Annotated in this window: 19 protein-coding genes; 17 read left to right on the forward strand and 2 right to left on the reverse strand. The window is 37.0% G+C overall.

Annotated elements, in window-relative coordinates:
• Positions 1-4 precede the first annotated feature (4 nt).
• From ACFQO1_RS09495 to flxY, 15 genes are read left to right on the forward strand one after another with little or no spacing between them, the layout of a single operon-like run.
• Positions 5-454: a hotdog family protein gene (locus tag ACFQO1_RS09495; protein WP_380217793.1), complete on the forward strand. Its 450-nt coding sequence runs from the start codon at positions 5-7 to the stop codon at positions 452-454.
• Positions 444-1592 (forward strand): beta-ketoacyl synthase N-terminal-like domain-containing protein, encoded by a 1149-nt coding sequence (locus ACFQO1_RS09500; protein WP_380217794.1) that lies wholly within the window; start codon positions 444-446, stop codon positions 1590-1592. Before ACFQO1_RS09495 ends, ACFQO1_RS09500 begins: the two co-directional genes overlap by 11 nt.
• 5 nt (positions 1593-1597) lie before the next feature.
• Positions 1598-2659, forward strand: a complete 1062-nt coding sequence (locus tag ACFQO1_RS09505; RefSeq protein WP_380217795.1) for a methyltransferase — start codon at positions 1598-1600, stop codon at positions 2657-2659.
• Positions 2660-3271 (forward strand): 3-oxoacyl-ACP synthase, encoded by a 612-nt coding sequence (locus ACFQO1_RS09510; RefSeq protein ID WP_380217796.1) that lies wholly within the window; start codon positions 2660-2662, stop codon positions 3269-3271. It abuts the gene before it with no gap.
• Positions 3272-3529: a phosphopantetheine-binding protein gene (locus ACFQO1_RS09515; RefSeq protein WP_380217797.1), complete on the forward strand. Its 258-nt coding sequence runs from the start codon at positions 3272-3274 to the stop codon at positions 3527-3529.
• 17 nt (positions 3530-3546) lie between these two features.
• Positions 3547-4743 (forward strand): beta-ketoacyl-[acyl-carrier-protein] synthase family protein, encoded by a 1197-nt coding sequence (locus ACFQO1_RS09520; RefSeq protein WP_380217798.1) that lies wholly within the window; start codon positions 3547-3549, stop codon positions 4741-4743.
• Positions 4740-5759 carry a beta-ketoacyl synthase chain length factor gene (locus ACFQO1_RS09525; protein ID WP_380217800.1) on the forward strand — a complete coding sequence of 340 codons (1020 nt, stop codon included), beginning with the start codon at positions 4740-4742 and terminating at the stop codon, positions 5757-5759. The genes ACFQO1_RS09520 and ACFQO1_RS09525 overlap by 4 nt, the downstream gene beginning before the upstream one ends.
• Entirely contained in the window at positions 5753-6520 is a 768-nt protein-coding gene (locus ACFQO1_RS09530) for a polysaccharide deacetylase family protein (RefSeq protein ID WP_380217801.1), read from the forward strand. The genes ACFQO1_RS09525 and ACFQO1_RS09530 overlap by 7 nt, the downstream gene beginning before the upstream one ends.
• Positions 6510-7148, forward strand: coding sequence for a flexirubin biosynthesis/transport protein LolA2 (gene lolA2, locus ACFQO1_RS09535; RefSeq protein ID WP_380217802.1), 639 nt, complete (start codon positions 6510-6512; stop codon positions 7146-7148). The genes ACFQO1_RS09530 and lolA2 overlap by 11 nt, the downstream gene beginning before the upstream one ends.
• A gap of 1 nt (position 7149) precedes the next feature.
• Positions 7150-7521, forward strand: coding sequence for an ApeI family dehydratase (locus ACFQO1_RS09540; protein WP_380217803.1), 372 nt, complete (start codon positions 7150-7152; stop codon positions 7519-7521).
• Positions 7522-7541: 20 nt separating this feature from the next.
• Entirely contained in the window at positions 7542-8735 is a 1194-nt protein-coding gene (locus tag ACFQO1_RS09545) for a DUF2062 domain-containing protein (RefSeq protein ID WP_380217804.1), read from the forward strand.
• Positions 8728-11163, forward strand: coding sequence for an MMPL family transporter (locus ACFQO1_RS09550; RefSeq protein WP_380217805.1), 2436 nt, complete (start codon positions 8728-8730; stop codon positions 11161-11163). Before ACFQO1_RS09545 ends, ACFQO1_RS09550 begins: the two co-directional genes overlap by 8 nt.
• Before the next feature lie 5 nt (positions 11164-11168).
• The gene (locus tag ACFQO1_RS09555) at positions 11169-12047 is read left to right on the forward strand and encodes a cupin-like domain-containing protein (protein ID WP_380217806.1); all 879 of its coding nucleotides are present in this window, start codon (positions 11169-11171) and stop codon (positions 12045-12047) included.
• Positions 12037-13695 carry a C45 family autoproteolytic acyltransferase/hydolase gene (locus tag ACFQO1_RS09560; RefSeq protein WP_380217807.1) on the forward strand — a complete coding sequence of 553 codons (1659 nt, stop codon included), beginning with the start codon at positions 12037-12039 and terminating at the stop codon, positions 13693-13695. The genes ACFQO1_RS09555 and ACFQO1_RS09560 overlap by 11 nt, the downstream gene beginning before the upstream one ends.
• 2 nt (positions 13696-13697) lie before the next feature.
• The gene (gene flxY, locus ACFQO1_RS09565; protein ID WP_380217808.1) at positions 13698-14984 is read left to right on the forward strand and encodes a flexirubin biosynthesis putative acyl-CoA ligase FlxY; all 1287 of its coding nucleotides are present in this window, start codon (positions 13698-13700) and stop codon (positions 14982-14984) included.
• Here flxY and ACFQO1_RS09570 read toward each other — a convergent pair whose 3' ends face one another.
• Together ACFQO1_RS09570 and ACFQO1_RS09575 are read right to left on the reverse strand one after the other, a co-directional pair.
• Complete coding sequence (locus ACFQO1_RS09570; protein WP_380217809.1) at positions 14985-15587, reverse strand: hypothetical protein; 603 nt, start codon at positions 15585-15587, stop codon at positions 14985-14987. It abuts the gene before it with no gap.
• Positions 15588-15592: 5 nt separating this feature from the next.
• On the reverse strand, positions 15593-16414 hold the full coding sequence (locus tag ACFQO1_RS09575) for a universal stress protein (protein ID WP_380217810.1): 822 nt from the start codon (positions 16412-16414) through the stop codon (positions 15593-15595).
• Between the two features lie 162 nt (positions 16415-16576).
• On the opposite strand from ACFQO1_RS09575, the gene rimP reads away from it, so the two are divergent.
• Both rimP and nusA read left to right on the forward strand, forming a co-directional pair.
• The gene (gene rimP, locus ACFQO1_RS09580) at positions 16577-17038 is read left to right on the forward strand and encodes a ribosome assembly cofactor RimP (RefSeq protein ID WP_380217811.1); all 462 of its coding nucleotides are present in this window, start codon (positions 16577-16579) and stop codon (positions 17036-17038) included.
• A 12-nt stretch (positions 17039-17050) separates the two neighbouring features.
• The gene (nusA, locus tag ACFQO1_RS09585) at positions 17051-18283 is read left to right on the forward strand and encodes a transcription termination factor NusA (RefSeq protein WP_380217812.1); all 1233 of its coding nucleotides are present in this window, start codon (positions 17051-17053) and stop codon (positions 18281-18283) included.
• Positions 18284-18327: the final 44 nt, after the last annotated feature.

Genomic DNA, 18327 nt, shown 5'->3' on the forward strand with positions numbered 1-18327 from the left:
CACATTGAAACAAAAGCTACCTATTACAGATCTTGCTGTAATTAAACAAATGCTCCCCCACAGGGAGCCTATGCTATTTGTGGATTCATTGATCTCTTATTCTGAAAGTTCGATTGTCTCTCAACTAACTATTAGTGCTTCCAATATTTTTGTTCAAAATAATCAGTTTCAGGAAGCTGGACTTCTCGAAAATATGGCGCAGACGGTCGCTTTACACACAGGTTATAAAGCAATGTTTTCTGAAGCAACACCACGCATAGGATACATTGGCGCAATAAAAAAGGCAACTTTTGAGCGATTACCATCTGTTGGAGACGACATTACAACGGAAGCAATCATTACATATAATGCGCTGGACATGACAAGGGTGGATGTTGCTGTTTTTTTAGAAAAAAAACGGATTGCTCGTGCGACCATGACCACCATTTTAAAACCTGAGACCAATGAAGCATAAAACCTACATAGCTGCTTCAGCGATGGTGACACCGCTTGGTTTTACTACAGAAGAGAATATTTTGGCAATTCAAAAAGGACATACTGGCATTCAAAAACATAAAATCCCTTCTATTTCTTCGGAAAGCTTTTATGGTTCCTTGATTTCTTCAGAACAAATTGATAAAGCCTTTACTTCTTTAGGTGCTATTTCAAAATATACCAAGCTTGAGAAAATGATGCTTTTGGCCCTTTCTGAAACGCTAAAACATTCCGAAGAAAAAATCACAGAAAACTCACTATTACTTATTGCGACTACAAAAGGAAATATTGATGCGCTGGAAATTTCAAGTCCGTTCGATAATACGAGAGCCCAGCTTTCTGTTTTAGGAACCGTTATAAAAGATTTTTTTGGATTTAAAAACGAGCCTATAATTGTTTCCAATGCCTGTGTTTCTGGAATTCTGGCAATTTCGGTAGCGCAAAGAATGCTGCAAAACCAGTCCTATGATACTGCTTTTATTGTGGCGGGGGACATTGTAAGTAAATTTACGGTGAGTGGTTTTCAGTCGTTTCAAGCAATGAGCGACAAGCCTTGTCAACCTTACGATACCGCTCGTAACGGAATCACGATTGGAGAGGCCGCAACTTCGGTAGTAGTTTCAAAAAAGAGACCTTTGACAGACACCATTGAAATTTTAAGCGGAAGTTCTTGTAATGATGCGAATCATATTTCGGGACCGTCACGAACGGGAGAAGGATTATTTAAAAGTATTTCGAATACCCTACACAAAGCAAATGTTTCAGCAACCGAGATCGATTTTATTTCAGCTCATGGAACAGCTACTCTATTCAATGACGAAATGGAAGCAATCGCATTGAACAGAGCAGGCTTACAAAAAATCCCCTTAAACAGTTTAAAAGGATATTTTGGACATACCTTTGGAGCCTCGGGATTACTGGAAACCGCGGTGTGTCTAGAATGTATGAAAACAAACACACTGTATACTTCACTAGGGTTTACATCCTTGGGAGTTTCCAAACCCCTCAACATTATTACAAAAACAACCCAAAAAAAAATAATGACAGCATTAAAAACAGCTTCAGGATTTGGAGGCACCAATACTGCGGTACTATTTAAACACCTAACTACACAGTAAAAACAATGACTAAAAAACCAATACGAGCCATAGAGGCACTTCAAGAAGCACAAAAGATAGCATTTGCTCCGTTTGTGTTTCAAACCGCCGTTTCTCTTCGGAACTTGGGAGTTTTTGAATACATTTTTAAACACCAGAATTCAGGTAAAGTTACGCTTCAATCCATGGCTGAAGTACTTTCACTTTCAGAATACGGATTGGGTGTTTTACTGGAAATGGCAGAAAGTTCAGAATTGGTTGTAAAAAATGAGTCAGGCGGGTTTAGTTTAACCAAAACAGGGTATTTTCTAACGTATGATCCTACCGTAAATGTCAATATCAACTTTACCCAGGATGTCAATTATAAAGGACTTTTTCATCTGGAAGAAGCAATTACAACTGGAAAGCCTTCTGGCTTAAAAGAACTGGGCAAGTGGGAGACGGTGTATGAGGGATTGTCTCAGCTGCCAAAGCATATCCAGAAATCATGGTTCGAATTTGACCACCATTATAGCGATCCTATCTTTAATGAAGCTTTGCAAATAGTTTTTGAGTACAAACCAAACCATATTTTTGATATTGGGGGCAATACAGGAAAGTTTGCTTTACAGTGTTTAAAACAATCTGAAGATACACAAATCACAATCGTCGATCTTCCGGGGCAATTGCATAAAGCGTTAAGTAATATTGCAGATGCTGGTTTTAAGCAAAGAGTAAGTGGATACGAAATGGATTGGTTGGCTGCAAACCCTTCGTTGCCAAAAGGAGCAGATCTGGTTTGGATGAGTCAGTTTTTGGATTGTTTTTCTGAAGAAGAAATCATTAAAATTTTAAAATCCTGTGTGGCATCCATAGACAATAAAACCCCCGTTTTAATTACAGAAACCTTTACCGATCGCCAGAAGTTTGATAATGCAAAATTTGTATTGGAAGCAACTTCTTTATACTTTACTGTGATGGCGAATGGGAATAGTAAAATGTACCCATCCACCGTATTTGAAACATTAATTGATAAAGCAGGTTTAAAAATTGACAGAGATATAAAACTGGGAGAATTTCATACTATGTTGGTCTGCTTTAAAAAATAAATGCTAAAAACAAACTACTACATATCAAACTATTGCTCCATCAAAAACAGCGAGATTCAACTTAATGGAACTTGTGTGTTTTCTGAAGATTCAAAAGACCTTACAAGGTTTTTAAAGCACTACTATACATCTAAACAATTATCTTACCCCAAGTTTTTTAAAATGGACAGATTAAGCAAGCTGGCTTTTACAGGTTCAGAAATTATATTAGAACAACTTGCTGAAGGGAAAGAATCCACCGCTCTGGTTTTTTCAAACAAAAGTGCCAGTCTGGATACCGACATTAAACACCAGAAAAGTATTGAAGATCCTACAACTATGTTTGCTAGTCCGTCAATATTTGTCTACACATTACCCAACATTGGCATGGGCGAAGTTTCTATTCGGCATAAACTGCATACAGAAAATGCATTCTTTGTATCTTCGCAACTTCAGGAAGACCTATTGCATGAATATGCAGAAAGTCTGCTGGAAACAGAAAATTGCAAACAGGTGTTGTGTGCATGGGTTGAGGTCTTTGAAAATTCCTACCACGGATTTTTCTATTTAGTTTCAAAAAATGGAACCATAGCGCATACACCCCCAATGATAAAAGAACTTTATACTACATAAATGAGTAGCTTAAAAACCGAATTAAAAGAAAGTATTATTGAGGCGTTACACCTCGAAGAATTTACAGTTGCAGATATCGCAGATGATGAAGCTCTATTTGGTGACGGTCTAGGACTTGACTCCATCGACGCACTCGAACTTATCGTTTTACTGGATAAAGATTATGGGATCAAATTAACCGATCCCGAAAAAAGCAAAGCGATATTTCAATCCATCAATGTGTTGGCAGCATATATCGAAGAACATAGAACGAAATAGGAATCGGTTCAAAACGTATGGAAAGAGGTGTTGCAGTGACAGGAATGGGAATAATTTCGGCAATTGGAACTACTATTTCTTCAAATCTGGAATCGTTACTTGCTTCGGAAAGTGGAATCACTTCCCTTGAATTTGTTGACAGTAAACATGCTACAAATATCAAAGTTGGAGAAGTGAAAATTACAAACAATTCCCTTGCTGAAGCATTACAACTTCCATTAAAACATACCTACACCAGAACGTCTTTATTAGGAAGCATCGCTGCAAAAGAGGCTATAGCATCTGCAAAAATCTCCGATATTCAGCAATATAAGACGGGGTTAATATCCGCCACCACCGTAGGCGGAATGGACATGACCGAAATCTATTGGGATCAGTTTGCTTCAAATCCTGAAGCCCTGCAATATATTGACAGCCATCACTGTGGTGACAGTACTTCCAAGATCGCGTCTCAATTAGGAATCACTGAATTTACAACGACTATTAGTACCGCTTGCTCGTCGGCAGCAAATGCTATTATGTTAGGTGCCCGATTGATAAAAGCAGGAAAGTTAGATAGAATTATTGTAGGTGGAACGGATCCTCTTTCAAAATTTACGATCAACGGATTTAAATCCTTATTACTTTTAAGTGAAGAAGCCTGTAAACCATTTGATGCCAATCGAAACGGATTAAACTTGGGGGAAGCGGCTGCCTATTTGGTGTTAGAAGCTGATTCTGTTGTAAAGGAAGAAAATAAGGAGCCGCTAGCGTATCTTTCCGGCTATGCGAATGCCAATGATGCCCACCACCAGACAGCTTCTTCACCAGATGGTGAGGGTGCGTTTCTGGCAATGCAACAGGCGTTAAAAGCTGCTAGTTTACAACCTCAAGATATTGATTACATCAATGCGCATGGCACGGCAACACCTAACAATGATCTGTCTGAAAGTGTCGCCATTCAACGCATATTTGGAAAAAACATTCCGTTGTTTAGTTCGACCAAGGCATTTACAGGACACACACTGGCAGCAGCTGGTGCGATTGAAGCTGTTTTTTCAATCCTCGCTTTACAGCAACAAAAGATTTTTCCAAATCTTAATTTTGCTGAAGCCATGCCAGAAACAGGTTTGCTTCCAGTAACAACGCTTCAGTCCAAAAAAATAAAACATGTGGTTTCGAATAGCTTCGGATTTGGAGGTAATTGCTCCTCCTTAATTTTTAGTGCCGTATGAAATCACTATACATTCATAGCGCCGTAGCCATAAGTGCCCAGAATACATTTGAATTTTCGGGAGAACTTTCCGAAGTCAACAAAGCGATTGATGGGAAGTTAAAAGCGATTCACCCATCCTATCGAGATTATATTCCTCCTGCAGCTTCCAGACGTATGGCACCCGTAGTTAAAATGGGAGTTGCAGCAGCAACAAAAGCGTTACAGGAAGCAGAAGTTGGAATGCCTGAAGCGATTTTGGTGGGCAGCGGACTGGGCTGTATGGAAGATACCGAAAAGTTTTTAAATTCATTGATTGATAATGACGAAGCGTTTATGACTCCTACAGCTTTTATACAGTCTACGCATAATACCGTAGGTGCCCAAATAGCTTTGGGTCTGGGCTGTAAAAATTATAATAACACTTATGTTCACGGAAACTTATCTTTTGAAAGTGCACTACTAGACGCCCAGTTGCTGATTGAAGAAGGGCAGCAAGGAGCTATACTCGTTGGCGGTGTAGATGAGTTAGGAAATGAGTTTGCAAATTACCTTCAGCAATTGGAAGAAGAAAAATCAGATGGATCTACTGTTCCTATAGGAGAAGGCGCTAGTTTTTTTGTGGTTTCTTCGGAAAAGAAAGAAGGTTCGGTCGAACTAAAAGGCATGAATACCATTCAAAGTGTTTCCGAAGCACAGCTAATAGTACGTCTAGAACAATTTCTGAAGCAACAGCAACTTCAAAAAAAGGATATTGATGCACTTATTACAGGAAATGATGGAGCTTGTAGTGACACTTATTTTGATACGGCTATTTCGTTACTCCCTAAAGCTACTTCTTTAAAGTATAAGCCTATCGTGGGAACTTATTTTACAGCAAGTGCTTTTAGCTGCTGGTTAGGATTTCAATTGGTAAAAAAACAAACACTGCCTGAAGCGTTTGGCTCAATAAATGCAGGTAAAGAATTTAAAAATGTGCTATTATACAATCAGTCTCAAGGGGCAGAGCACAGCTTAATTTTAATTTCAAAGTGCTGACATTTAAACATATTACGATTTTCTTTATCCTCTTATTTGTAGGTTCTGCAGTATTAGGGATGTTCGTTACATTCACGTATTTGTGGTATTTTGCGCTTATTACTGCCTATTTATTGTTTGTAGGATATGGTAGTTTTACCATGAGTAGTAATTTTTTTCTGAAAGCTTTTACAGCAAATAAGTCTACAAAAGAGAAGGTGGTAGCCCTAACTTTTGATGATGGTCCACACCCAGAGTATACCCCCTTTGTTTTGCAATTATTGAAAAACCATAAAGCAACAGCTACCTTCTTTTGTATTGGGAGACAAGTAGAAAAGTACCCAGAAATTGTAAACGAAATCAAAATTGCTGGACATACGATTGGAAATCATACCTATTCTCATAGCATAGGAATAGATTTTAATAGTACGCAATCCTGGATCGAAGAAATTAAACAAACCAATCAAGTGATTCAAAAAATTATTGGTGAAGAAGTGAGTTTGTTTCGTCCACCATATGGAGTAACTACACCGCATTTGGCAAAAGCAATTGAATATACAAGACATAAAGTGATAGGTTGGAATATACGTTCCTTTGACAAAGGAATAAGTGATCCTGAAGTAATTTTAAAAAGAATAAAAAAGCAACTAAAACCTGGTGGTATTATCCTACTACACGATACTCATATCAATGCGCCGTACATTTTGGAACATTTGTTGGTATTTTTACGAAAGCTGGGATATAAAACAGTTTCAGTTAATCAATTATTAGATGAAAAATAAAAACTCTTTTTTAGTTATATTATTCTTGGTAGGGTCTTCATGGATGCTACATGCGCAAAAAGTGTTAACTAAACCCGAACAGGAAACTTTCAAGAAAGACGTAGAAGCTGTTGCAAAAAAAACCAACACAATCACCAGCGATTTTAAACAGACGAAACATATTGAGGTGTTGGATAATGAGGTAGTTTCACATGGGAAACTATTTTATAAAGCCCCAAAACATATTAGATGGGAATATACCAGCCCGATACACTATAAAGTCATCTTTAAAGATGATAAGCTTTTTGTAAATAATCAAGGGAAGAGAGATGAGATCAACTTGGCTTCAAACAGAATCTTTAAAAGTTTTAATACCCTTATTGTTAATAGTGTTAAGGGAAACATGTTTGATGAAGAACAGTTTGAGATTCAATATTATTTATTAGAGAATGATTATAGTGCAACTTTTTCGCCTAAAGACAAACGCCTTAAAAAGTTCATACACTCTTTTGTGCTTCAGTTTGATAGTAAAACGAAGCAGGTAACAGAGGTGAAAATGATAGAGCCAGGAGGAGATTATACTTTAGTTGTTTTTAAAAACAGGAAAGATAACATCCCGGTTTCAGACGCAAGTTTTACCATTGATTGATATGTTGTTTAAAGATTTATATACTATTTCTAAAAAGAATATTACTGAAAATTCTCAGATTCAATACCGTATTTCGCTTAATAAGAAGCATAAGATTTTTAAAGGCCATTTTCCTTCGCAACCTGTTTTGCCGGGAGTTGTAATGCTTCAGTTGTGTAAAGAGTTGTTGGAGAAGCATCTGGAGATGCATTTTTTTATCGCTGAAACTTCTCGCGTAAAATTTCTCGCTTTGGTTGATCCTTCAGAAAAAAAAGATTTGATTGTATCTCAAACCTTTCAGAAGGAAAAGAATTCTTTCAACGTTAAAAATAGCATTACTTTTGTCGACGGAGCTACCGTTTTTAATTGCAATATGCAACTGGTAGTTCACTAAAAAAACCACCGTTTACGTCTATGGATTTGTCTTTGGTCACATCAAAAATGCAACAGTTGCAATGCTGCGTGGTGGTGGCTACCTATAATAATGAGAAGACACTTGCCCAAGTTCTTGACGGAATTTTAGTGTATACGAATGCTGTTATTCTAGTAAATGATGGGTCTCAGGATGGGACTTCAGAAATACTACAGCATTATCCGCAAATCACTCAAATCCAACTTCCCAGAAATAAAGGAAAAGGATATGCGCTTAAAAAAGGGTTTAAGAAAGCAGTTTCCTTAGGCTTTGCATATGCTATTACTCTGGATACAGATGGACAGCATTTCCCAGAGGACATTCCTTTGTTTGTAGCCGCATTAGAAGCTTCCGAAACTCCAGAAGTACTTATCATTGGTGACCGAAACATGAATACAGCAGATGTCTTGGCAAGAAGTGCAAAAGGTAATCGTGTTTCGGGTTATTGGGTGCGTTCTGTGACAGGACTTACTTTAAATGATACTCAATCTGGCTTTCGACTGTATCCTATTAAAGCCATGCAGAAAATTGTATTCTTTTGGAGTACGCGAAAGTTTGAGTTTGAAACCGAAGCTATTGTAAAATCACATTGGAGAGGAATTAAAATTGTCAATATTCCTATTCAGATTTTATATCCGAAAGATCGCGTATCCCACTTTCGCCCTTTTATGGATATTGCCAGAATCGTGGTGCTTATCATCTGGTTTTTAATTGTAAGAGGTTTGTATATCATTCCGCGTGACTTTTTACGCAACCTAAAAAAAAAAGGATTTAAGCGCTTTTTTGTAGAGGACTTTTTAAAAAACGGCGACTCCCCAAAAAAGAAAGCACTTTCTATAGCGCTAGGTGTTTTTCTTGGGCTGTCTCCATTGTGGGGCTTTCATACCGTTATCGTAATTTTTCTGGCAATCTTATTGAAATTAAATAAGGTCATTGCTTTTGCTTTTTCTAATATAAGTCTGCCTCCCTTTATACCCTTTGTTCTATTGATGAGTATTCGAACTGGAGATTTGGTTTTAGGAAAGAACTCTTCTTTATCAATGGAAGAATTAAAAGATTTTAATGCCATCCAACAGTTAGAATCGTATTTTGTTGGAAGCATTGTACTTTCAGTCTCTTGCGCAGTCATCTTTGGATTGTTGGGCTATCTTCTCTTAAAAATCGCACAACCTAAAAATATAGTGGCACATGGGTAGTTTTTTTCTGAAAATCTATCGGTTTTTTAAGGCGAGACTATTTCTTTTCGGTGTGGTAGGAGTACTACTTTTTGCAGGACTCGTTTTCATTGCGTCAAAAATCGTTTTTGAAGAAGATATCTCAAAATTAATTCCTACGACTTCTGAAAATGAACAACTTCAAAAAGTATTAAATACGGCAAATTTTAGTGATAAGATCATTGTCAATATTTCCAAAGAAGACAATGGATTTACTGAAGCTTTAACCCAATACGCTACAATTTTTTTGGATAGTATTTCGCGTACGGCAGCAAATTATATAAAGGATATTCAAGGTCAGGTAGATGAGGATACCGCACTTGAAACACTTGATTTCGTTTATACTAATTTACCATTATTTCTTTCAGAAGGAGATTATCAACTACTAGAACAAAAACTAGCACCTGACAGCATTCAGAAGATCACTAAGAACAATTACAATACGATTGTCTCGCCAACGGGAATTATTGCCAAAAAAATTATTAGTAAGGATCCGCTTGGGGTATCATTGCTGGGCGTTCAGCAATTAAAAAAAATAGGTATTGGAAATGGTTTTAAGCTTCAGGATGGTTTTTTAATAACTGAAGACGAACAAAATCTATTACTTTTTATTTCGCCTTCTGTTGAATCTTCAGAGTCCTCAAAAAATGAAAAGTTTTCAGAAACTTTATACAACCTACAATCCCAGTTAAATTCCCAATTTAAAGATGAGGCAAGTTCTCAACTTTATGGGGGAACTTTAATCGCTGTGGCAAATGCACAACAAATTAAAAAAGATATTCAGCTAACGCTTGGTATCGCGCTTGTAGTTTTACTGGTTTTATTTATTGGTTTTTACCGCAACTTATTACTACCTGTTATTTTATGTGTTCCTACTCTTTTTGGAGCCTTGGTAGCCATTGCAGTTTTATACGTTATACGAGATGATATTTCGGCAATTTCATTAGGAATAGGCTCTGTTTTACTAGGAGTTACGCTCGATTATTCGCTTCATATCCTAACACATATTCGAAATGGAGAATCGATAGAATCACTTTTTACAGCAATTACCAAACCCATTTTAATGAGCAGCCTCACTACGGCCTTAGCGTTTTTATGTCTGCTGTTTATTGACTCTCAGGCACTCCAAGACCTGGGAGTTTTTGCTGCAGTGAGTGTGTTGAGTGCCTCCTGTTTTGCATTAATTTTTATACCGCAACTATACAAAGGAACACATGTTTCAACTAAAAAAACAACTACGTTGGAGAAGTTTTCTGCCTATAAGTTTCATAGCAACAAATGGATTATAGGAGGGCTTACTTTGGCGATCCTTATTAGTGTTTTTACATATCAAAAAGTAGTATTTACTAAAGACCTTTCGCAATTAAATTATCAAACCTCCAAATTAAAGCAGGCAGAAGCGGATCTTGACAAGCTTATCAATACAAGTTCAAAGTCATTATATGTGACAACATATAGTGATACTTTGGAAGCCGCACTGCAGGCAAATGATCTCGTTTTTAAACAATTGGACTCACTTCAAAGCAGCAACTCAATTTTAAGCTATAATTCAATTGGGGCATTAGTTCATTCAAAAGAGCTTCAGCACCGAAAAATAAAGAGATGGGATACATTCTGGACGCTAGAGCGAAAAATAAGGGTAAAGGAAAACCTGATTGATAACGGTGCAACTTTCGGTTTTAAGCCTACCACACATGATGAGTTTTATCGTCTATTGGAAACTAATTTTCAACCCATGACACTTTCAGAATATAAAGAGTTAGATGCTTTTGCGATTGATGATTTTATTAGCTCAACTTCAGATTTTACCACCATTACTTCTGTAGTGAAAGTAAGTGAAGAAAATATTGAGGCGGTTAAAAAGGTGTTTAATGATAAAGAGAATGTACTTGTTATTGACAGAGTTGCTATGAACGAATCTCTATTGGGAAATTTAAAAGAGGATTTTAATGCATTGATATTTTATTGCTTTGGTATCGTGGTACTATTGTTATTGTTTTTTTATAGAAATAGTAAACATACATTAATTACCATCATACCTATTGCACTCACGTGGCTTCTTACGGTGGGTCTTATGGGAGTTTTGAGCTTAGAATTTAATATTTTTAATGTCATTGTCACCACTTTTATTTTTGGATTAGGTGTGGATTACAGCATATTTATGACCAATGGGTTGATACATAAAGAAAACCCAACTCAAACCTTAAAAATACACAAGACTTCGATTCTCTTGTCTGTTATAACGACCCTCTGTGGAGTAGGAGTCTTACTTTTTGCAAAGCATCCAGCCCTACAGTCGGTGGCAGCAGTTTCTATCATCGGAATTTTTACAGCAATGTTAATTACGTTTACAATTCAGCCCTTGTTGTATCATTTTCTTATTTTTAAGGGGCTTAACAAAGAGGAATAAATTTTATGGGAACGATTAAAACAGTACCAGTAACACGCGTAAAAAGTATTACGAAAGAGGATTTTATAAAAAATTTCTACGAACCTCAATTGCCGGTGTTAATTGAAGACTTAAGCAAGGATTGGCCAGCCTATAAAAAATGGAATCTAGATTATATTCAGAGTTTGGCTGGAGATCAGATGGTGCCTCTTTACAATAATGAGCCTACCAAAGGGAGAAAGAAATCGGTAGTACCCGCCGCCAAAATGAAGCTGTATGATTATATTGAAATCTTAAAAACCAAGCCTACAGATCTGCGCATGTTCTTTTATAATGTGCTGAAAAAAATGCCAGAACTCACAAAAGATTTTGACTATCCAGATATTGGTTTGCCATTCTTTAAAAAATTGCCTGTAATGTTCTTTGGCGGAAAGGGAAGTAAAGTATTGGCACATTACGATATGGATTTGGCAAATTTGGTGCATTTTCACTTTCACGGCGATAAAGAGGTAACTTTGTTTCGGCCAGATCAAGCAAAATATCTATATAAAGTGCCCTTTACCGTTCATAATCTGGAAACGATTGATATGGACAATCCAGACTTTGACAAATACCCGGCACTTCAAGAGGTGGAAGGAATTTCAGTAAAAATGAAACATGGCGATGCCTTGTATATGCCAAGCGGCTACTGGCATTATATTACCTATTTAAATGGAGGTTTTTCAATTACCTTACGGGCTTTTCCGCGGAAACCTAAAAAACTGGCTAAGTTGTTTTCTAATGTGTTATTCATGCGCAATTTTGAAAATATGATGCGCTATGCCTTAGGTCAGAAGTGGACAGATTACAAAGAAAATAGTGTGCTTCGGAAACTAAATAAGAAATATCATAAGAATGCAAAGTAAGATTTTTAGTGCATTGCTTTTGCTGATTTCTTTGAGTTCCTGCGGAATAAAAAAATCATTAAATGATCGGCCAGATCTTTCAATGTATAATGTTGATACAGCTGAAAGAACACAGCTAAGTGATTCTACATTTATTTCTGAAAATGGCTTGCTAACAAGGAACAGACAAGGCATGTATGAACTATATGTAGAAGGGAATCCACTAGAACGTGGGCTGGCCATCGGAGCTCTTACACAAGAATTGATGTACCATCAGGAGCAGGTTTTTTTTGAGAAAATAAACGCCTTGGTGCCGTCTAAAGGACAACAAAAATTCCTCGCCAAGTTTTTAAAATGGTACAATCGCAAACTCTACAAACATATTCCTGAAGAATATAAAACCGAAATTTACGGGCTTACACGGTATGCCTCTACCGACTTTAATTCAATTGCAGAACCATACGTTCGCTCGTTGTATTTGCACGGTGCACATGATATTGGGCATGCGTTGCAGGATCTTATGCTGGTAGGTTGCACCTCGTTTGCGGTTTGGGACGAAAAATCTGAAGATGGGAACTTACTGATTGGTAGAAATTTTGATTTTTATGCGGGAGATGATTTTGCTGAAAATAAGATCATCTCTTTTGTAAAACCAGACGATGGCTACAAATTTATGAGTGTTACTTGGGGCGGATTTATAGGTGTGGTTTCTGGCATGAACGATCAAGGGGTAACGGTAACGATCAATGCGGGAACGTCTAAAATTCCGTTGGTAGCAAAAACGCCCATTTCAATTGTAACACGAGAGATTTTACAGTATGCGGCTACCATTGAAGAAGCTATTGAAATTGCAAAAAAATTTGAAGTTTTTGTTTCTGAATCAATCATGATAGGCAGTGCCAATGACGGCAAAGCAGTTTTGATTGAGGTATCTCCTACAAAATTTGACGTGTTTGAAGTAGAAAATTCGTCAACGTTGATCTGTTCCAATCATTTTCAAAGTGATGCCTACGGAAACGACCGAAGAAACCTAAAAACGATTAAAGAAAGTCATACGCAATACCGATTTGACCGGATGAATGAATTGCTAACCGAAGAAGCAAAAATCAATCCAACTGAAGCAGTTGCCATTTTACGAAACCGAAAAGGAATCAATGACACCGAACTTGGCTTCGGAAATGAAAAAGCACTGAATCAATTGTTGGCGCATCATGGGGTTGTTTTTCAGCCAGCCGATTTAAAAGTTTGGGTGTCTAGCAATCCGTATCAGTTAGGAGAATTTGTTGGCTATGACTTAACCGAAGAATTTGAGCGACTTTTAAAAGTTTCAGAACGCTTTACAGAGAAATCGGCTGCCAATATTCCAGCCGACCCCTTTTTAGAAACCGAAGCCTATGCTAATTATGAAGTCTATCGGGAACTAGAAACAGAGGTTGAACTTTCGATTGCTTCAGAAAACTATGTAGTTCAACATGTGGAGCAACTTTCAGTAGTAAATCCCGAATACTGGAAGGCGTATTATTTACAAGGGAGGTATTATTACGAAACTGAAAAATTCACTAAAGCTATTGAGTTACTTTCCGAAGCAATTAAAAAAGAAATCCCTTCACTGGAAGAGAAAAAACTGGTTGAAAAGTACCTTAAAAAGGCAAAACGTAAAGCGAGCTAAGCATGAAATCTGAAATAGAATATACATCAGAGACAGAGATTAAAGCATTTCAAGAGGAAAAGCTAAAGGACATGCTTACCTATATTTCTGAAAATTCTCCGTTTTACAAGCGGATGTTTGCAGGGAGAACTATTGAGGTTTCAAAAATAAAAACACTGCAAGACCTGCAACAACTTCCAGTAACGACAAAAGATGATTTACAGCAATTTAATGATGACTTTTTATGTGTTCCGAAAACTAAAATAATTGACTTTGTAACCACCTCTGGGACGATGGGATCGCCTGTTACGTTTGCATTAACAGATAAGGATCTCGATAGATTAGCTTATAATGAAGCCATTTCTATGGCGTGTTCTGGTGTTTCTGAAAAGGATACGATCCAGTTGATGACCACCATAGACAGACGTTTTATGGCGGGATTGGCCTATTTTTTGGGAGCGAGAAAACTGGGTGCTGGAATTATACGAGTAGGTTCGGGAGTTCCAGAATTACAGTGGGATAGTATTTTACAATTTAAACCTACGTATCTCATTTGTGTGCCCTCTTTTTTACTGAAACTAGTTGATTTTGCTTCAGAAAATGATATTGATGTTTCAAAAACAAATGTAAAAGCTGCAATATGTATTGGAGAACCAATTAGAGATTCGAGTTTTAAGCTGAATGCCTTAGGGAAAAAGATTCAAGCAGTTTGGGATATTGAATTGTTTTCAACCTATGCCTCTACCGAAATGGCGACTGCTTTTAATGAATGCTCAGAGCATCAAGGAGGCCACGAACATCCGGATTTGATCATTTCTGAAATTCTTGACGAACACCACCAGCCAGTTGAAGCAGGTGAAGTAGGGGAGTTAGCCATCACAACGCTGGGAGTTGAAGGAATGCCATTGCTTCGGTTTAAAACAGGAGATATGGTGCAGGCATTTACAAAAGTGTGTGGGTGTGGAAGAACTACGAAGCGATTAGGACCTGTAGTGGGTAGAAAGCAGCAGATGATTAAATATAAAGGAACAACATTATATCCTCCAGCCATGTTTAATGCGTTGGAAGAACTTTCAGAAATACAAAATTTTGTAATTGAGTTGTCTCAAAATGCTGTTGGGACTGATGAAATTTTGCTGAAGCTTGTTGTCAAAGATCCTTCTGAAACTAGTATAGAAAAAATTAAAAATCATTTTAGAGCGACCCTGCGTGTACTTCCTTCTATCGAATTAGTTTCAGAAAAAGAACTACAAAAATTACAATTTCCAAAATTGAGTAGGAAGCCAGTTTTGTTACATGATAAACGGTAACTATTTGTTTTGAATAGGAATACTTTCAGAAAGTAACCGCCATGTATACCCTAATTCGCTGGTCTCGTCTAGGTCAAAAACAGAATAGTACCTAAAAAGGTTATTGGGGTTTTCTGGATCAATACGAATGGGAATAAGTGAATCTGTTACATGACTTTTATGTAATGAAAATCCGTTGACTACCTTTTTCCATTGTCCATCTTTATAGATATACAAGAAGTATTTATTAAAAATAGGATCTTTTAATTTGGTGGTAATTAATAATAAGTCACGATCAAACTCATCAAATCGTAAGGATGAAAGGGAAGCGCCATAAGTTTCTGAAATAGTTATAGGAGGAAGTTTTTTATCCTGAAAAGCAATAATTGTTTTTCCATTTTTCTTATCGACATATTTGACATGTGCATATAAGGGAACTTCACCTTCTATAAAATTAGCCTCTACAGCTCCAGGAGGTAGGATAGGTTCTTTTATAACTGGTTCTATAATGACTTCTTCTATAGGAGTTGTATTTTTAATAATTTCTTTAGGAGGATTCTCTTTTGGGTTCGAACCACAACCAAATAGCAATCCGAAGGCATAGAGCGAAACTAGGTATTTCATCACATTTAAATTTTAAATGTAATGACTGGCATCTTAGCGTGATTTACCAAATCTTCACTAATACTTCCATTAAAAAAATGAGAGATTCCTTTTCGACCATGTGTGCTCATACCCACAAGCTGAGCACCACTTTCTTTTGCAAAATTTAGAATTCCTTTTTCTACAGAAGTGTCATTATAAACATTTAAGGTGTAATTCTCTGCTCCAGTACCCTGTAAAAATTTTTCCATAATTGCTTTGGCCTGTGGTGACGTTTTAAACCCGGCAGGAGTATTTACATAAAGCAGGTGGATTTTGGCTCCCACCTCATCTGCAAATTTCTGAGCTTTTCCGAAACTTTTTTTACATTCGTTTGAAAAGTCTGAAGCAAATACAAAATCATTGATGGTGAAATCTTTGTGCTCATTCTTTATTACCAAAACGGGTATTTTGGAGGTGCGCACTACTTTTTCAGTATTACTTCCTATAAACATTTCTTTAAATCCGCTGGCACCATGAGACCCCATAATAACAAGATCAATATTATTTTCGGCAACAGCAGCACTAATATCATCATAGATTTCTCCATGACCTATGGTCTGAGTAACCTTTATATCTTTTAGATAAGGTTTTTTAAGTCGTTCTTCAAATTTCTTTTCTGCTAGTTTTATAAAAAATAAAGCTTCCGGCATCGCGCCAGTAGTTCCCGTATTGGCAAGATGTAAAGGCATCTCTAAAGAGTGTAACAAAAAGATTTCACTCCCGTGTTTTTTTGCCATCTGTACTGCTACTTTTAATGCATTTTCGGCTTGTGGTGAAAAGTCTGATGGTACTAAGATGCGTTTCATAAGCGTTTAATTTATGAGGTTGAATTATTCAAAGTAAGGTACGAATTTATTTTGGGATTTAAAACGTTTTTTAATTCTGAAAAAATGTACTATATTTGCACAGAATTTGATAAGCACAAGACGAGGGGACATACAGTCCCCTCTTTTTATAGCCCTATTTGAATGAGAGAACGAGTAGAAGAATTATTACAACAGGCCCTGGAAGAAAACACATCACTGTTTTTAATAGACCTTGAAATTACAGACGCAAACCAGATTAGAGTTACGTTAGATGGTGATGAAGGCGTAAAAGTTGAAGACTGCATCGCTGTGAGTCGTGCTATTGAACATAATCTTGACAGAGAAGAAGAAGATTTTTCTCTCGAAGTAATGTCGGCAGGAGTTTCAGAGCCTTTAACAATACCTCGTCAGTATAAAAAGAACGTAGGTAGAAGATTAAAGATCAAGACTGAGGAGGGAGAAACCATAGAAGGTGAGTTAGTGCAAAGTACGAACGATGCAATTACCCTTCAGTGGAAGGCAAGAGAGCCCAAACCAGTTGGTAAAGGAAAAGTTACCGTACAAAAAGAAGCGGTGGTGCCCTATCAGGATATTGTGGAAGCAAAAGTGATGATAACATTTTAATTAATAGATGACATGGAAAATTTAGCGTTAATTGATTCTTTTTCAGAATTTAAGGACGATAAACAAATAGACAGAGTAACGCTTATGGCGATACTGGAAGACGTTTTTAGAAATGCTCTGAAAAAGAAATACGGAAGTGATGATAACTTCGATATCATTGTGAACCCAGATAAAGGAGATTTGGAGATCTGGAGAAACCGTGTGGTCGTTGCAGATGGAGAAGTAGAAGATGAAAATGAAGAAATTTCGCTTTCAGCTGCACGTAAGATTGAGGATGACTTTGAAGTTGGTGAAGATGTGTCTGAAGAAGTAAAACTAATCGACTTGGGTCGCCGTTCTATTTTAGCATTGCGACAGAATTTGATTTCAAAAATTCACGAACACGACAATACCATCATTTATAAGCAATTTAAGGAGATGGAAGGCGATATTTATACCGCAGAAGTACACCACATACGACACAGAGCTATCATATTGCTTGACGATGACGGAAATGAAATTATCTTGCCAAAAGACAAGCAGATACCTTCAGATTTTTTCAGAAAAGGAGACAATGTAAGAGGAATTATCGAAAGCGTCGATCTAAAGGGAAATAAGCCGACAATCATTATGTCTCGTGCCAATCCTGTATTTCTTGAGAAATTATTTGAGCAGGAAATTCCAGAAGTTTTTGATGGCTTAATTACAGTGAAAAAAGTAGTGCGTATTCCTGGTGAAAAGGCAAAAGTTGCTGTAGATAGCTATGATGACCGTATCGATCCTGTAGGTGCCTGTGTAGGTATGAAAGGGTCTCGTATCCACGGAATTGTTCGTGAGTTAGGAAACGAGAATATCGATGTTATTAATTATACCAATAACATTAATTTATTTATTACTAGAGCATTGAGTCCGGCAAAGGTTACTTCAATAAAAATTAATGAAGAAACAAAACGTGCCGAGGTAATTCTTCGTCCCGAAGAAGTAAGCAAAGCAATTGGTCGTGGCGGTCACAACATACGATTAGCAGGTCAATTAACGGGCTATGAAATTGATGTCCTTAGAGAAGGTGCTGAAGAAGATGTAGAATTAAGAGAATTCTCTGATGAGATTGAAGGCTGGATCATTGATGAATTCCACAAAATAGGATTAGACACTGCAAAAAGTGTCATTGAGCAAGACGTAAAAGATCTTGTGTTAAGAACAGACCTTGAAGAAGAAACAATTCAAGAGGTTATCAATATATTGAAAGAAGAATTTGAAGAGTAGTTAAAAGTTTAACTATTTTTACGCATATAATAAAGAACAGAGAG

It is taken from the genome of Jejudonia soesokkakensis (genome assembly GCF_042664795.1).
Classification (GTDB): domain Bacteria; phylum Bacteroidota; class Bacteroidia; order Flavobacteriales; family Flavobacteriaceae; genus Jejudonia; species Jejudonia soesokkakensis.

Coding starts and splice junctions, on each gene's coding strand:
- ACFQO1_RS09545 (WP_380217804.1), top strand. CDS start 7,542: ATGGATTTGTCTTTGGTCACATCAAAAATGCAACAGTTGCAATGCTGC.
- rimP (WP_380217811.1), top strand. CDS start 16,577: ATGAGAGAACGAGTAGAAGAATTATTACAACAGGCCCTGGAAGAAAAC.
- flxY (WP_380217808.1), top strand. CDS start 13,698: ATGAAATCTGAAATAGAATATACATCAGAGACAGAGATTAAAGCATTT.
- ACFQO1_RS09560 (WP_380217807.1), top strand. CDS start 12,037: ATGCAAAGTAAGATTTTTAGTGCATTGCTTTTGCTGATTTCTTTGAGT.
- ACFQO1_RS09515 (WP_380217797.1), top strand. CDS start 3,272: ATGAGTAGCTTAAAAACCGAATTAAAAGAAAGTATTATTGAGGCGTTA.
- ACFQO1_RS09540 (WP_380217803.1), top strand. CDS start 7,150: ATGTTGTTTAAAGATTTATATACTATTTCTAAAAAGAATATTACTGAA.
- ACFQO1_RS09505 (WP_380217795.1), top strand. CDS start 1,598: ATGACTAAAAAACCAATACGAGCCATAGAGGCACTTCAAGAAGCACAA.
- ACFQO1_RS09575 (WP_380217810.1), bottom strand. CDS start 16,414: ATGAAACGCATCTTAGTACCATCAGACTTTTCACCACAAGCCGAAAAT.
- ACFQO1_RS09525 (WP_380217800.1), top strand. CDS start 4,740: ATGAAATCACTATACATTCATAGCGCCGTAGCCATAAGTGCCCAGAAT.
- ACFQO1_RS09550 (WP_380217805.1), top strand. CDS start 8,728: ATGGGTAGTTTTTTTCTGAAAATCTATCGGTTTTTTAAGGCGAGACTA.
- ACFQO1_RS09520 (WP_380217798.1), top strand. CDS start 3,547: ATGGAAAGAGGTGTTGCAGTGACAGGAATGGGAATAATTTCGGCAATT.
- ACFQO1_RS09555 (WP_380217806.1), top strand. CDS start 11,169: ATGGGAACGATTAAAACAGTACCAGTAACACGCGTAAAAAGTATTACG.
- ACFQO1_RS09570 (WP_380217809.1), bottom strand. CDS start 15,587: ATGAAATACCTAGTTTCGCTCTATGCCTTCGGATTGCTATTTGGTTGT.
- ACFQO1_RS09500 (WP_380217794.1), top strand. CDS start 444: ATGAAGCATAAAACCTACATAGCTGCTTCAGCGATGGTGACACCGCTT.
- ACFQO1_RS09510 (WP_380217796.1), top strand. CDS start 2,660: ATGCTAAAAACAAACTACTACATATCAAACTATTGCTCCATCAAAAAC.
- lolA2 (WP_380217802.1), top strand. CDS start 6,510: ATGAAAAATAAAAACTCTTTTTTAGTTATATTATTCTTGGTAGGGTCT.
- nusA (WP_380217812.1), top strand. CDS start 17,051: ATGGAAAATTTAGCGTTAATTGATTCTTTTTCAGAATTTAAGGACGAT.